This window comes from Stenotrophomonas sp. AS012628, from assembly GCF_010608305.1.
Taxonomy (GTDB): domain Bacteria; phylum Pseudomonadota; class Gammaproteobacteria; order Xanthomonadales; family Xanthomonadaceae; genus Stenotrophomonas; species Stenotrophomonas geniculata.
This window is the reverse complement of record NZ_VMBJ01000022.1, coordinates 52,449-66,153: the sequence shown is the minus strand read 5'-3', so window position 1 is coordinate 66,153 and position 13,705 is coordinate 52,449. Positions and strand designations below refer to the sequence as shown.

The 13,705-nt window shown below is 67.5% G+C and carries 9 protein-coding genes; 6 read left to right on the top strand and 3 right to left on the bottom strand.

Translation table 11 applies throughout. The features are described from left to right. Positions 1-116: 116 nt before the first annotated feature. Positions 117-2,966, bottom strand: coding sequence for a pitrilysin family protein (locus G5A07_RS11740; RefSeq protein WP_171954760.1), 2,850 nt, complete (start codon positions 2,964-2,966; stop codon positions 117-119). A gap of 414 nt (positions 2,967-3,380) precedes the next feature. Between G5A07_RS11740 and G5A07_RS11735 the strand changes: the two genes are divergently transcribed. Together G5A07_RS11735 and G5A07_RS11730 are read left to right on the top strand one after the other, a co-directional pair. Beyond that, the gene (locus G5A07_RS11735; protein WP_005407626.1) at positions 3,381-3,857 is read left to right on the top strand and encodes a hypothetical protein; all 477 of its coding nucleotides are present in this window, start codon (positions 3,381-3,383) and stop codon (positions 3,855-3,857) included. A 69-nt stretch (positions 3,858-3,926) separates the two neighbouring features. Then, entirely contained in the window at positions 3,927-4,406 is a 480-nt protein-coding gene (locus G5A07_RS11730) for a tRNA (cytidine(34)-2'-O)-methyltransferase (protein ID WP_005407625.1), read from the top strand. A gap of 238 nt (positions 4,407-4,644) precedes the next feature. Here the strand turns inward: G5A07_RS11730 and G5A07_RS11725 are convergent, their stop codons facing one another. Then, positions 4,645-5,808: an acyl-CoA dehydrogenase family protein gene (locus G5A07_RS11725; protein ID WP_043400717.1), complete on the bottom strand. Its 1,164-nt coding sequence runs from the start codon at positions 5,806-5,808 to the stop codon at positions 4,645-4,647. 257 nt (positions 5,809-6,065) lie between these two features. Here G5A07_RS11725 and G5A07_RS11720 point away from each other — a divergent pair, with 257 nt between their 5' ends. Then, on the top strand, positions 6,066-7,742 hold the full coding sequence (locus tag G5A07_RS11720) for an electron transfer flavoprotein-ubiquinone oxidoreductase (protein WP_191863343.1): 1,677 nt from the start codon (positions 6,066-6,068) through the stop codon (positions 7,740-7,742). 65 nt (positions 7,743-7,807) lie between these two features. Continuing rightward, on the top strand, positions 7,808-8,209 hold the full coding sequence (locus G5A07_RS11715; RefSeq protein ID WP_019338385.1) for a c-type cytochrome: 402 nt from the start codon (positions 7,808-7,810) through the stop codon (positions 8,207-8,209). Here the strand turns inward: G5A07_RS11715 and G5A07_RS11710 are convergent. Beyond that, the gene (locus tag G5A07_RS11710; RefSeq protein WP_191863342.1) at positions 8,203-11,799 is read right to left on the bottom strand and encodes a transporter substrate-binding domain-containing protein; all 3,597 of its coding nucleotides are present in this window, start codon (positions 11,797-11,799) and stop codon (positions 8,203-8,205) included. The two genes, G5A07_RS11715 and G5A07_RS11710, sit on opposite strands and share 7 nt — an antisense overlap. Before the next feature lie 74 nt (positions 11,800-11,873). Between G5A07_RS11710 and G5A07_RS11705 the strand changes: the two genes are divergently transcribed. Together G5A07_RS11705 and G5A07_RS11700 are read left to right on the top strand one after the other, a co-directional pair. After that, complete coding sequence (locus tag G5A07_RS11705; RefSeq protein ID WP_010487129.1) at positions 11,874-12,512, top strand: response regulator transcription factor; 639 nt, start codon at positions 11,874-11,876, stop codon at positions 12,510-12,512. Positions 12,513-12,890: 378 nt separating this feature from the next. Then, a complete protein-coding gene (locus G5A07_RS11700; RefSeq protein ID WP_191863341.1) occupies positions 12,891-13,661 on the top strand; it encodes a hypothetical protein in 771 nt (256 codons plus the stop codon). Positions 13,662-13,705 lie beyond the last annotated feature (44 nt).

Here is a 13,705-nt window from a genome sequence, read left to right as displayed (position 1 = left end):
CGCCGGGCCATGCCCGGCGAGCGCGCAGCGCGGCCTCGCTGGCCGCCGAAAAACCGCCGGGCATGGCCCGGCGCTACCACAGGAGGCCTGCCCGCCGAGGCGGGCAGGCACATCCCTTACTTCTTGACCGGGTTGCCTTCGGCATCGATCACCGTCACCTCGCCCAGGTTCAGCGCACGCACGGCCGCTTCGGTCTGCTTGAGGTCACCCACCACCACCCAGGTCAGGGCCTGCGGCTTGATCTCGGCGGCGGCCTGCTGCACCTGTGCCGGGGTCATCGACTCGATCTCGGCCTTGCGGCGCAGCACGTAGTCGTCCGGGCGCTTGAACTGCACGATCGAACCGATGGTCGACGCCACCGCGCTGGCGGTCTCGTAGGCACCGGGCAGGCTCAGCGTCTGGATGTTGCGGATGCGGTTCACCTCGTCGGCGGTGGCCGGCTTGCTGCCATCGGCGAACGCGGCGATTTCCTTGCGCATTTCCGCCATCGCCGGACCGGTCTTGTCGATCTGCACCGGCGCGCTGGCCATCCACGGACGCTGGCCCACCGAGTTGACCGCGCTGCTGCGTGCACCGTACGACCAGTGCTTGTCTTCACGCAGGTTCATGTTCAGGCGCGAGGTGAAGTCACCGCCGATGACGCCGTTGGCGATGTCGAAGCGGGTCGAGCTGGCAGCGCTCGAAGGCGCCACCACCTGGCCGGCGAACAGGTTGGCCTGCACCGCGCCCGGCTGGTCGATCAGGAACACGCGCGGGCCCTTCGGCAGCGCTACGTCGGTGGCCGCCTTCACCTGCGGGGCGTCGCCACTGGCCTTCCAGTCGCCCAGCTGCTTGTCCAGCAGCGGCACGATCTCGGCCAGGGTGGTGTCACCGACCACGATCAGGGTGCCGTTCTGCGGGCGCAGCCAGTCGTGGTGGAAGTCGACCAGGTCTTCGCGGGTCAGGCCATTGATCGCCGCTTCGTCACCGCTGCCGGTGAACGGAATGGCATACGGGTGGCCCTTGCCGTACAGCAGCGGCGGCAGCACGCGCATCGCCACCGCACCCGGGTTGACCTTCTCCTGCTGGATGCCGGCGATCCAGCTCGCCTTGACCCGGTCGATCTCGCCCTGCTCGAAGCGCGGCTCACGCAGCAGGTCGCGGTACAGCGCCAGCGACGGTGCCAGATTTTCCTTCAGCGCCGACAGGTCCACGCTCATCGAATCCAGGCCGGCCGAGGCATCCAGGCTGGCACCCAGTGCGTCGGCGGCATCGGCGAAGGCCAGTGAGCCGAGCTTGCCGGCGCCTTCGGTCATCAGGCTCATGGTGAAGTTGGCGGTGCCCGGCTTGCGGCCCTGGTCGGCGCTGAAGCCGCCCGGGAACTGGTAGCTGAACTGCACCACCGGAATCTCGTGGCGCTCGGCCAGGATCACCTGGGTGCCGTTCTTCAGCGTGGCGCGCTGCAGCGCCGGGAACTTCAACTGCGGGAACTCGCGGGTCTGCGGCACGCCGGCCTTGCGGTCGACCTGCTCGGGCAGGGTGCTGTACTTGGGGTCCACCGCCGGCACGTTGAACGGCTTCGGCGCCTGGCTCGGGTCTTCCTTCAGCGCCACGCGCTCACCCGGTGCGATCACCAGGGTGTGGCTGCCCGTGTCCAGCCACTGCGCGCCCAGCCGGCTCAGATCAGCAGCACTGGCCTTCTCGATGTTGGCCAGCGAGGTGCGGAAGCAGCCCGGGTCGCCGGTGAACACCGCGCACTCCGCCAGTGCATCGGCCTTGCCGCCGAAGCCACCAATGCGCTCGATGCCGCGGATGAAACCGGCGCGGGCACTGGTCTTGGCGCGCTCCAGCTCGGCCGCGGTCGGGCCCTGCTTGATCAGGCGGTCCAGTTCCTCGTCGATGATCTTCTCGACCTTGGCCGGGTCCTGGCCCTGCTTGACCGTCGCCATGATCACGAAGTTCGAACCCAGCTGCGACGTCGACAGGCCCGACGCGATGCTGTCCACCAGCTTGTCCTGGTGCTGCAGGCGCTGGCTCAGGCGCGAGGACTTGGCACCGCCCAGGACCTGCGCGAACAGTTGCAGCTGATCGACCTCGGTGGTGCCGACCTGCGGCACGTTCCAGGCGCGGTAGATGCGCGCCTGCGGCACCTTGTCCGTCATCGTCTCGCGCGTGTCGGCGCTGCGCTTGGCCACGTTCACTGCCGGCTGCGCCATGGTCGGGCCGGCCGGGATGGCGCCGAAGTACTTGCCGACCTTTTCCTTGGCGGTGGCCAGGTCGATGTCGCCGGCCAGCACCAGCACCGCGTTGTTCGGGCCGTACCAGGTGCGGAACCAGGTCTTCACGTCATCCAGCGACGCCGCGTTCAGATCGTTCATCGAACCGATCACGCCGTGGTGGTACGGGTGGCCAACCGGGTACAGCGCCTTGTTGAGCTGGTCCCAGGCCTGGCCGTAGGGCTGGTTCTCGCCCTGGCGCTTCTCGTTCTGCACCACGCCACGCTGCTCGTCCAGCGCCGCCTGGTCGATCGCACCGACCAGATGGCCCATGCGGTCCGATTCCATCCACAGCGCCATGTCCAGCGCGGTGGTGGGCACGTTCTCGAAGTAGTTGGTGCGGTCGGTATTGGTGGTGCCGTTCTGGTTGGTGGCACCGACCTGCTTGAACGGTTCGAAGAATTCGCCGTCGTGGTTTTCGCTGCCCTGGAACATCAGGTGTTCAAACAGGTGCGCGAAGCCGGTGCGGCCGGCCGGTTCGTCCTTGCTGCCCACGTGGTACCAGACATTGACCGCGACGATCGGCGCCTTGCGATCGGTATGCACGATCACGCGCAGGCCGTTGGGCAGGGTGAACTGCTCATACGGGATATCGACCTTCGCCGGTGCGGCCGGCTTGGCCGCCAGCGCATGGGAAGGCACAAGCGTGCCCAGGGCGGTGCTGAGGGCGACGGCCAGCAGTGCAGCGCGCGGGCGAAGGGCGAGAGACATATCCGGATCCTTGGTCACATAGGTGAACCCCGATCCTAGCGTGCGCACGCAATGGCAGGAATCGGTCGCCAGTCACTGGGGGTGTTTGCCCCGGTTCGCCATCCGGGCGCTGCTTCGCCCGTTCTGACACGTCACATGCGCCGGCAGATCCCGTCCGGACAGTGTCCGCGGCCCATCGAATGGACAGGTGTCCGCCCACCGGACACTTTCCATGGATTCAAAAACCCTTGTAAATCAACAACTAAAAGTTGGCACGGGGATTGCTTGGTAGTTCCTGCGCCAGGAAGGGCTTCAGACGAAAGCTGACTGAAGACTGAACATATGCAGGAAACCGAAAATTTTCCTTGCAAGCCCAGAATCGGTGTACTACCTTACTACCACACCACTGATCACCAACACTAAACAGGCCCCGTCATGAACGCCAAGACCATTGCCATCGCCATCGCCCTGATCGCCGGCACCGCGGTTGTTTCGTCGGTGCAGGCCTCCGAATCCATCAAGACCCTGTCCACCGTGCAGGTCCGCCCGGCCGCCGACCAGCTGGCCCAGCAGGCCTGGGAACAGGCCAGCGGCATTCCGACCCTGGCCACCGTGGAAGTGCGCCCGAGCGCCGACCAGCTGGCCGAGCGCAGCGGCTACGTTGCTGCCCCGGTTGCTGCCGCGATGCCGATCACCACCCTGGCCTCGGTGGAAGTGCGCCCGAGCCTGGAACAGCGCGTCGCCCTGGCCGCCGAACTGGAAGCCCAGCGCTACGCCGCCACCCTGGCCGCCGCCGCCACCAGCGTCGCCAACCAGGTGATCGTCAACCTGCCGGCCCTGCAGGTGCGTCCGAGCGCTGCCGACCTGCAGGCCCTGGCCACCGAAACCGCCCAGGTCCTGCTGCGCCCGTAAGCGGTGCCGCCCTGCCCCGCGCAGGGCGTGCGCCGTAAAGGCGGCGGCCGTCGCAGGTACACTGCGCCGATGAATGCCGCGCCCCAGTTCCACGTGATCCTGTTCCAACCGGAAATCCCGCCCAACACGGGCAATGTGATCCGGCTCTGTGCCAACACCGGCGCGCAGCTGCACCTGGTCGAGCCGCTCGGCTTCGCACTGGAAGACAAGCAGCTCAAGCGCGCCGGGCTGGACTACCACGAGTATTCACGCCTGCAGGTGCACCCCGACCTGGATACCGCGCTGGCGCGGATCGCACCGAAACGGTTGTTCGCCCTGAGTACGCGTGCCAGCGTCCGCTATGACAGCGTGGCCTTTGAAGACGGTGATGCATTCCTGTTCGGCCCCGAAAGCCGCGGCCTGCCGCAGGACGTGCTCGACGCCCTGCCCGATGGCCGCCGCCTGCGCCTGCCGATGCGGCCGGACAACCGCAGCCTCAATCTTTCCAACACCGTTGCCGTGGTGATGTACGAAGCGTGGCGGCAGCACGGGTTTGCCGGCGGCGCGTAATTTGCGTGTGTCACTTTCTTTGCTCGCGCAAAGAAAGTAACCAAAGAAACGCGCCGCCGCCCGCGAGCCGGTGCGGTGCTCGGCTCGCTTCAAGGCGGACCCAACAGCCGCGCGGTAGATCCACGCCATGCGTGGATGCCTTCCGCCTGGATCAATCAGGAGTGGGCGCCCTTGCGTTGCCCGGGGCGCGTGCACCCTACCTGGCAACGCCGGCCAGCGGCCGGCACTACCGGTGCACTCAGAACGCGTTGATGCCGGTCAGCTCGCGGCCGATCACCAGCTGGTGCACGGTCTCGGTGCCTTCATAGGTGATCACCGATTCGAGGTTCAGCGCGTGCCGGATCGCCACATGCTCGGTGGTGATGCCAGCCCCACCGAGCAGATCGCGACACTCGCGGGCGATATCGATGGCCATGCGGCAGTTGTTCCACTTGGCCAGGCTGACCTGCTGTGGCTGCAGCTGGCCGGCTTCCTTCAGGCGGCCCAGCTGCAAGGCCAGCAGCTGCGCGGTGGTGATGCGGCGGGCCATCTCGGCCAGCTTGATCTGCGCGCTCTGCGTGGCCGCCAGCGGACGACCAAACAGCACACGCTCCTTGGCATAGCCCAGCGCTTCATCCAGGCAGGCAATCGCCGCACCGATCGGCCCCCAGCTGATGCCATAGCGGGCCTGGGTCAGGCAACCCAGCGGCCCCTTCAGGCCCTTCACGTTCGGCAGGCGGTGGCTGTCGGGCACGCGCACGTCGTCGAAGAACAGCGCGCCGGTCAATGACGCGCGCAGGCTCATCTTGTGCTTGATTTCCTGCGTGGTGAAGCCGGCCATGCCCTTCTCCAGCACGAAGCCCTGGATACCGTCCTCGGTCTGCGCCCAGACGATGGCCAGATCGGCCACCGGGCCGCTGGTGATCCACATCTTGCTGCCGCTGATGCGCCAGTCACTGCCGTCGCGCACGGCGCGGGTCTTCATGCTGGCCGGGTCGGAACCCCCATGCGCCTCGGTCAGGCCGAAGCAGCCGATCAGCTCGCCGCGCGCCATCGCCGGCAGCCACTGCTGGCGCTGTTCCTCGCTGCCATAGGCGTAGATCGGGTACATGCACAGCGAGCTTTGCACCGAGACGAAGCTGCGCAGGCCCGAATCGCCGCGCTCCAGCTCCTGGCAGATCAGGCCGTAGCTGACCGCGCCGAGGCCACCGCCGCCGTACTCGGCCGGCAGCGTTGCACCCAGCAGGCCCAGTGACGCGATCTCCGGCACCAGTTCAGACGGAAAACGGGCCTGGTCGAAGGCATCGCCGATGATCGGCAGCACGCGCTCGTTGGTGAAGCGGGCGACACTCTCCTGCACCGCACGCTCTTCCTCGTTGAGCAGGGAACGGACATCGAACAGATCGTACGGATGCAAAGCCATGGCACTCACACGCAGTCAGGACCCGGCCATTGTCGGTCATCCGGGCAGCGCGTGCCGACCAGGGTTAGCCCCCACCAGGGCTGAGGCACTACGCTGCGCTGCAGCAATCGTGCGGTGAACGGCGTCTATCTAGCTCGATCACGCGCGTCCCGGTACCCTGACACATTCAAACAACCGTTTCGCCCGTGGCCGCACGCGCGATTCCCAGGCACCGCCGGTGGCCCCGATGCCGGCCCTACCCACGAGTCATGCAATCGATGAGCGCTGAAGCCAACGCCCTGCCCCCGCGTGAAGTAATGGAGTTCGACGTGGTGATCGTCGGCGCCGGCCCCGCCGGCCTGGCCACCGCGATCCGCCTGCGCCAGCGCGCGATCGAAGCCGGCCGCGAGCTGTCGGTGTGCGTGCTGGAAAAGGGCTCCGAACCAGGCGCCCACGTGCTGTCCGGTGCGGTGATGGACCCGCGCGCGCTGACCGAACTGTTCCCGGACTGGGCCGAGCGCGGCGCACCGCTGAAGCAGAAGGTCACCCGCGACGAATTCCTGTTCCTCAGCGAAACCGGCGCACGCAGCACGCCCAACGCGCTGCTGCCGGAGTGCTTCCACAACGAAGGCAACTACATCATCAGCCTGGGTGAAGTGACCCGTTGGCTGGCACAGCAGGCCGAGGCGCTGGAAGTGGCCATCTTCCCCGGCTTCGCCGCCGCCGAAGTGCTGTTCGGCGACAACGGTGAAGTGATCGGCGTGGCCACCGGCGACATGGGCATCGAGAAGGACGGCAGCATCGGCCCGGCGTTCGAGCGCGGCATGGCCCTGCAGGCCAAGTACACGATCTTCGCCGAAGGCGCGCGCGGCCACCTCGGCCGCCAGCTGATCGCCCGCTACACGCTGGACGAAGGCAAGGACCCGCAGGCCTACGGCATCGGCATCAAGGAGCTGTGGCAGATCGACCCGGCCAAGCATGAGCCGGGCCTGGTGGTGCATGCCGCCGGCTGGCCGCTGGACAGCGATACCTACGGCGGTGCGTTCCTGTACCACGCCGACGGCGGCAAGGTCGCCATCGGCTACGTGGTCGGCCTGGACTACAAGAATCCGTGGCTGAGCCCGTTCGAGGAATTCCAGCGCTTCAAGACACATCCGTCCATCCGCAAGCACCTGGAGGGTGGCACCCGCATCGGTTACGGCGCGCGTGCGATCACAGCCGGTGGCCTGCTGTCGCTGCCGAAGACGGTGTTCCCGGGTGGCGCACTGGTCGGCTGCGAGGCCGGCTACCTCAACGCCAGCCGCATCAAGGGCAGCCACGCGGCGATCAAGACCGGCATGCTGTGCGCCGACGCCGCGTTCGACGCGCTGGCCGCCGACCGCCAGCACGATGAACTGAGCGCCTACCCGAAGGCATTCGAAGCCAGCTGGCTGTTCACCGAACTGCAGCAGGCCAAGAACTTCAAGCAGTGGTTCAAGAAGGGCCAGACCGTGGCCACGCTGATGACCGGCGTGGAGCAGTGGCTGCTGCCCAAGCTGGGCGTGCGCAATCCGCCGTGGACGCTGCACCGCACCCAGCCGGATCATGTCTGCCTGGAACCGGCGTCCAAGCACACCCGCATCGCCTACCCCAAGCCCGATGGCGTGCTGACCTTCGATCGTCTCAGCTCGGTGTTCCTGAGCAGCACCAACCACAACGAGAACCAGCCCAGCCACCTGACGCTGAAGGATCCGAGCATTCCGGTGAAGGTGAACCTGGCCGAGTACGCCGGTCCGGAAGCGCGCTACTGCCCGGCCGGCGTGTACGAGTTCGTCGGCGAAGCCGACAGCGCGCGGCTGCAGATCAACGCGCAGAACTGCGTGCACTGCAAGACCTGCGACATCAAGGACCCCACCCAGAACATCGTCTGGGTGACCCCGCAGGGCGGCGGCGGCCCGAACTATTCGGGCATGTGAGTGCTCCGGGCTGCGACGGCGTGTCGCAGCCCGCCTGCCCCGCAGCGTCGCTATCCTGCCCGCCCATGCGCGCTTTCTGCCTGCCCATCACCGTTGTCGTGGCCCTGGCGGCCACGGCCTGCCAGCGCCCGCCTGCGGCTCCGGCCACGCCGGAACAGGCGCACCAGCAGGCCATGCAGCGCGCGTTTGAACTGTGTGCCGGCTGCCACACCGTACAGCCCGGCGGCATCCACCGCTTCGGGCCGAACCTGCACGGGGTGATCGGTCGTCGCGCCGGCAGCCTGCCCGACTACGGCTACTCCGAGGGCATGCGCCGCGCCGACATCACCTGGACCGCGCAGACCCTGGATGCGTTCCTGCAGTCGCCCACCCACGTGGTGCCCGGCACGCGCATGTACAACGCTTTCCCCAGCGCCGAACGCCGCGCGCTGGTGATCGCCTACCTGCAGCAGCAGCCGGCTCAGTGAGCCAGGCGCTGCAGTTGCTGCTGCAGCCGCGCGACGAACCCCGCCACCGCCTCGAACAACGGCTCCGGATCGGTCTCGGCTGCGTCCTGCAGGCGCTCGACCAGGGCATTGGCCTGCCCGGCCAGCACCGTCGCCCCCACCGCACCCAATCCACCGGCCTGGCGATGCAGGTGCAGTGCGGCAGACATGCGGTCACCGGCCTGCACGGCGCGCCGTACGCCCGCCAGATCACCTTCGCTGGCCTGCAACAGGCTGTCGCGCAGCTGCTCGGCCACCGCGCGCGAGCCGAAGCGCCGCTGCAGGCTGTCCAGATCGGGCAGCGTCCCACCATCGTCGGCAACGGACTCGGCCAGCTCCTCAAACGACTGTCCCTGCGCCTGCGGCAACCAGCGCAGCAGCGCGGTACGCAGCGTGGCCAGTGACAACGGCTTGGCCAGCACTTCGTCCATGCCGGCCTCACGGCAACGACGCGCATCGTCGTCCAGCACACTGGCGGTCAGCGCCAATACGGTCAGCCGCGGCTGGCCGTTGCGGCCCTCGCGTTCGCGCAGCAGGCGGGTGAATGCGAAGCCATCCAGCACCGGCATCCGGCAATCGGTGATGACCAGATCGAACGACTCCGACGCCAACCGATCCAGCCCCTGCTGGCCATCGCCGACCAGCACATGCGGCACGCCCAGTTGCTGCAGGCGCCAGGCCATCATCGCCTGGTTGGTCGGATGATCTTCGATCACCAGCACGCGTGCCTCGCGCAGCGCCGACGGCAGCAGCGCCGCTTGTTCCTGCTCAGCGACCAACGCTTCAACATCACCACTGCTGGCTTCCACCAGCGACAGCCGCACCTCGGCGCGGGTGCCCTCACCCAGCGTGCTGTGCAGCTCCAGCTCGCCATCCATCATCTGCACCAGGCGCTGGCAGATGCTCAGGCCCAGGCCGGTACCACCATGGTCGCGCTGGATGTACGCACCGGCCTGGGTGAACGGCGCAAACAGGTGCTGCAGCTTTTCCGGTGCGATGCCGATGCCGGTGTCGGTGACGCTCAGGCACAGCGGCTGGCTGCCGTCCTCGGCGGTCGGCCCCAGCACTTCCAGCTGCAGCCGCACTTCGCCGCGCACGGTGAACTTGATGGCGTTGCTGAGCAGGTTGAACACGATCTGACGCAGGCGCACACCATCCACTTCGTGCGCGGCCGCCAGCTGCGGGTCGATCTGCACGTGCAGGTCCAGCTCACGCGCACTGGCCTGCGCCGACAACAACCGGCACACGCTTTCCAGCAATGGCCGCAGCGGCTGCGGCACCGGTTCCAGGCGCAGCGCGCCGGCCTCCAGCCGCGAGTAATCGAGGATATCGTCGAGGATTTGCCGCAGCATCTGCGCCGAATCCTCGATCACCCCCAGGATGCGCTGCTGCTCGGCATCCAGCGGCGAATGCGCCAGCACCTCCAGCATGCCCAGCACGCCACTCATCGGTGTGCGGATCTCATGGCTCATGGTTGCCAGGAAACGCGACTTCGCTTCCGCGGCCTGTTCAGCGTCGGCCTTGGCCGCAGTCAGGGCCTCGGCCTGCGCACGCGCCTCGCTGACATCCACCCAGTAACCACTCCAGGTCACCGCACCTGCTTCGGCCGCATAGGGATGGGCCTGGCTGCGCACCCAGCGCGCGCCGGCACCTTCAGGTCGCAGCCGGAATTCCAGAATGAGCGGTGCGAACTGGCGCGCCGCCTGTTCGACCGCATGCAGGATGTGCTCGCGGTCGTCTTCCTCGATGCGCTCCAGCAGGCACGTTGCATCCTGTTCGGCCTGCTGCCGGCTGATTCCGAACAACGCCTGCAGGTCACCGGCAATGAACGGGAAGCTGAGGGTTCCGTCTGCCGCACGGCGCGCCTGATAGACCACGGCGGGCAGGTTGTCGGTGACTTCGGCCAGGCGCTGTTCCAGATGACGTCGCCCGGCCACCTCGCGGCGCAGCCGCCAATGCCCGATGGCGTGCACCAGCAGCGCGGTGAGCAGCACCAGCAGCAGCGGCACGCCCCAGCGCGCCACGCGGGTCCAGTCGAGCCCGTTGCGATATTCGACGGCCAGCCAGTCGCCGCGCAGGGCCTCGCGCTGGCGTGGGGTCATCTGCAGCAGCAGGCGGTCGAAAGTAGTGGCCAGGGCGGCATGGCGGCGCTCGACAGCCAGCACCAGCTGATCGTTGAAGCCAGCCGGTGCGGCCACCTGCAGGCGCCCCGGGAAGCGGCTGCGCAGCAGATGGTCAACCACGGCCAGATTGCCTACATAGGCATCGGCGTCGCCATTGATCAGGCGCTGCAGGGCCTGTTCCGCGCTGCGCGCCGCGATGATCCGGGCCTGCGGTGCCTGCTGCAGCACATAGCCACGCACACGCTCCGGATCGGACAGCAGCACCCGCCTGCCCTGCAGGTCGGACAGGCCCAGCAGCGCCGGGCTGTCACGCTGGCTGACGATCACGTTCGGCACGCTGATGAAGGGCTGGCTGAACACCCAGTCCGGGCCCAGGTAGCGCGAATCGGCAGGAATGCCCATTACCGCCTGCAGCTCGCCGCGGCGTGCCTTCTCGCGCACCTCGTACCAGTCATGGCTGTTTTCCACCTGCAGGTTGGCGCCGGCCTGCAGCAAACGCCGCAGGTATTCGCTGGCCAGGCCGCTGGGTCTGCCATCCTGGTCCGCGAACGACAGCGGCGCCGCGTTCGGCGCGAAGCCGATCTTCAACGGCTGCTCCAGTACCCGCTTCTCGGCCTGGCTCAGCGCCAGCTGTGCCGATGCCGACCACCGCGGAGGTGGCAGCCAGCGCTGCACCAGCGCATCGCGCTGGGCCTGGCTGGTCGCGGCCAGCGCCAGGTCCAACGCTTCGGCCAGCGGCTGCTTGCTGTTGGGAATGCCGAAGTGCAGCCGTTCGGGCGGCAGATCGCTGGGGCGCAGCAGCACGACCCCCTGCAGGTCCTCGCGGGCGATCAGTTCGGTGGCTACGTACGCATTGCCGATGTAAACGTCAGCCTTGTCGTCTCTGACCATCTCCAGCGCCGCCAGCGAGCTGTTTGCGACAAGCTGTCGTGCCCGGGGGAAGCGCGCCCGCACCTGCGGGCCGGTCAGGAAGTCCTGCTCGATCACCACCCGCAGTCCATCCAGGTCGGGGATGTCGGAGGCACGCAGGTCATCCGGGCGTCCCACCAGGGCCAGCGGCGCCTCGCCATAGGCGGCGGTATAGACCATGCAGCGGGTGAGGTCGGCACTGAGACCGACATTCATCACCACGTCGATCTCACCACGACATGCCGCGTCCAGCACGGATGTCCAGTCGGAATAGCGCCTCGCCTCGACCTTCATGCCTAGCTGACGGGCGAGAAGCGACAGATAATCGGGTCCGAGGCCGACCTGCTGGCCATCACGGAGGGACTCGAACGGCGGCCAGCCACTGTCATACTGGCCCACGACGATGCTCGGATGCGCGGCAACGTACTCGCGCTGCAGCGGGGTGAGCGGCAACGGTCCAGGCACCGCCTGTGCCAGCGCCGCAGGCAACGCCAGCACGGCCAGCAGCAGGACCAGCCCGCGAACAGCCCAGCTACGCATCGGCGTCGATCTCCTAGAATCTGCCAGGAGCCGCGATGGTCGCGGCCCGGCCTGCCCGGTGGTCATACTAGAGCATGAGCTTGCGCATCATCATCGCAGACGACCACCCGGTGGTCCGTATCGGTACCCGCGCCGTCATCGAATCGAGCGGGGTTGGCCGCGTGGTCGGCGAAGCCGACAGTGCACAGGCGCTGATGGCTCTGCTTGGCAGCCAGCCCTGCGACCTGCTGGTGACCGACTACTCCATGCCCGGCAGCCCACAGGCCGACGGCTTCGCCATGATCGGCATGATCCGCCGGCGCCATCCCGACCTGCCTGTACTGATGCTCAGTGTCTCCAACAATCTGGCGATCCTGCGCATGGTGCTCGACAGCGGCGTGCTCGGCCTGGTCGACAAGAGTTCGTCGATGGACGAACTGCCGCAGGCCATCCAGTCGGTCTACCGGGGCCAGCCCTACATCAGCCGAAGCCTGCGCGAGCGGGTCGAGGCCGCCGGCAGCTGGCGCATGCGCGAGGGCGACGGCAAGCCGCTGTCGCCACGCGAAGTGGAGGTGCTGCGGCTGCTGGGCACCGGCATGACCGTGAAGGAAATCTCGCTGCAGCTGCACAAGAGCGTCAGCACCATCAGCCGGCAGAAGGGTGACGCCATGCTCAAACTGGGCCTGAAGGGCGACGCCGAGCTGTTCGATTACCTGCGCGACGGCAATATCTGAGAGCCAGATCACACAAGAAGGGCATCTGCCGCCGCCCTCTTTGACCCGCCGCCGATCTGTGCCAAGATGGACCGGCATGAGTTCTCAATGCGAGGTCGAAGGAATCGACCGGCTCATGTCCTCGCTCCCGTCCCTGGTGGATGGGGTGCGGTTTCCTGCCGGCCGTCTGGCCCGGCAACGCTGACCATGGAGAGGCGCATGCATCATTCCCCCAAGCTACGTTGGACCCTGCCGGTGCGACCCCTGCGCGCATTCGCGGCGTGCCTGCTCGTCTCTCTTTCCGCTGCCGCCTGCAGCGCCGCCGATCCGGCCCCCTCGTCCTCCCAGCCCGGCGCTCCTGCGCAGGCTGCCAATGCGCCCCGACAGGATGTTGCCCCGATGCAGACCCCCACCCCCGATGCCGCCGTCACCCCGCCCGACGCGCCGACCGTCATGTATTTCACCTACCAGGTGGACGGCGATGGCGCGACCTCCTATGAGGTCCAGAACGGCAGCGTGGCGACCTTCTGGTTCGGCCACACCTTCACCCTCGGTGGCACCACGTACTACACGGGTTTCTCCTGGGATACCCGCGAGCACTACGGCAAGCCGGGCGAGCAGACGCCGGCCGGTCCGGATGACCGCGCCAACCTCGCCGAGGCCACCTTCGTGCTGGCCGGCACCGACGCCAGGAAGCCATGGAAGTTCCGTGGCCAGGAATGGACCATCGGCGCACTGGGCGCGTACGACAAGGCCGACGATGTCGATACCCGGCGCAAGCCACTTGAACATCGCACCGCCGACGGCCGCCTGCTGCTGGCGGTGCCGACCCGCAGCTTCGACCGCGGCATCAGCAGCACCGGCTATGCGCTGCTGCTGTTCAACCCCAAGCGCAGCGAAGACGACGTGGACAGCAAGGTCTGGCGCTATGTCGGCTCGGTGCGCACCGGTGAGGACAACAGCGCGGCCTGCGACGAAGGCAACGTGATGCCCTGCACCGGCAGCGACGGCGAACTGGCCTTCGCTGCCGAGGGCAACGGCCTGCCGCGCCTGACCGTGACCTTCAAGGGCACCACCATCGAAGGCCCCGGCAAGACCCGCGCCCTAGGTGCCAGCGACGCCGTGCACTACACCTTCGACAGCGCGACCCAGCAGTACGTCGCGCCCTGATAGCACCCGCCACGCGCGGGTTCCCTGTTGACCGACATGTTCTT

What these genes read in the sequence shown, in the direction of transcription:
- G5A07_RS11725 (WP_043400717.1), bottom strand. Translation starts at nt 5,808, where the DNA reads ATGGCTTTGCATCCGTACGATCTGTTCGATGTCCGTTCCCTGCTCAAC.
- G5A07_RS11710 (WP_191863342.1), bottom strand. Translation starts at nt 11,799, where the DNA reads ATGCGTAGCTGGGCTGTTCGCGGGCTGGTCCTGCTGCTGGCCGTGCTG.
- G5A07_RS11700 (WP_191863341.1), top strand. Translation starts at nt 12,891, where the DNA reads ATGCAGACCCCCACCCCCGATGCCGCCGTCACCCCGCCCGACGCGCCG.
- G5A07_RS11730 (WP_005407625.1), top strand. Translation starts at nt 3,927, where the DNA reads ATGAATGCCGCGCCCCAGTTCCACGTGATCCTGTTCCAACCGGAAATC.
- G5A07_RS11720 (WP_191863343.1), top strand. Translation starts at nt 6,066, where the DNA reads ATGAGCGCTGAAGCCAACGCCCTGCCCCCGCGTGAAGTAATGGAGTTC.
- G5A07_RS11705 (WP_010487129.1), top strand. Translation starts at nt 11,874, where the DNA reads ATGAGCTTGCGCATCATCATCGCAGACGACCACCCGGTGGTCCGTATC.
- G5A07_RS11715 (WP_019338385.1), top strand. Translation starts at nt 7,808, where the DNA reads ATGCGCGCTTTCTGCCTGCCCATCACCGTTGTCGTGGCCCTGGCGGCC.
- G5A07_RS11735 (WP_005407626.1), top strand. Translation starts at nt 3,381, where the DNA reads ATGAACGCCAAGACCATTGCCATCGCCATCGCCCTGATCGCCGGCACC.
- G5A07_RS11740 (WP_171954760.1), bottom strand. Translation starts at nt 2,966, where the DNA reads ATGTCTCTCGCCCTTCGCCCGCGCGCTGCACTGCTGGCCGTCGCCCTC.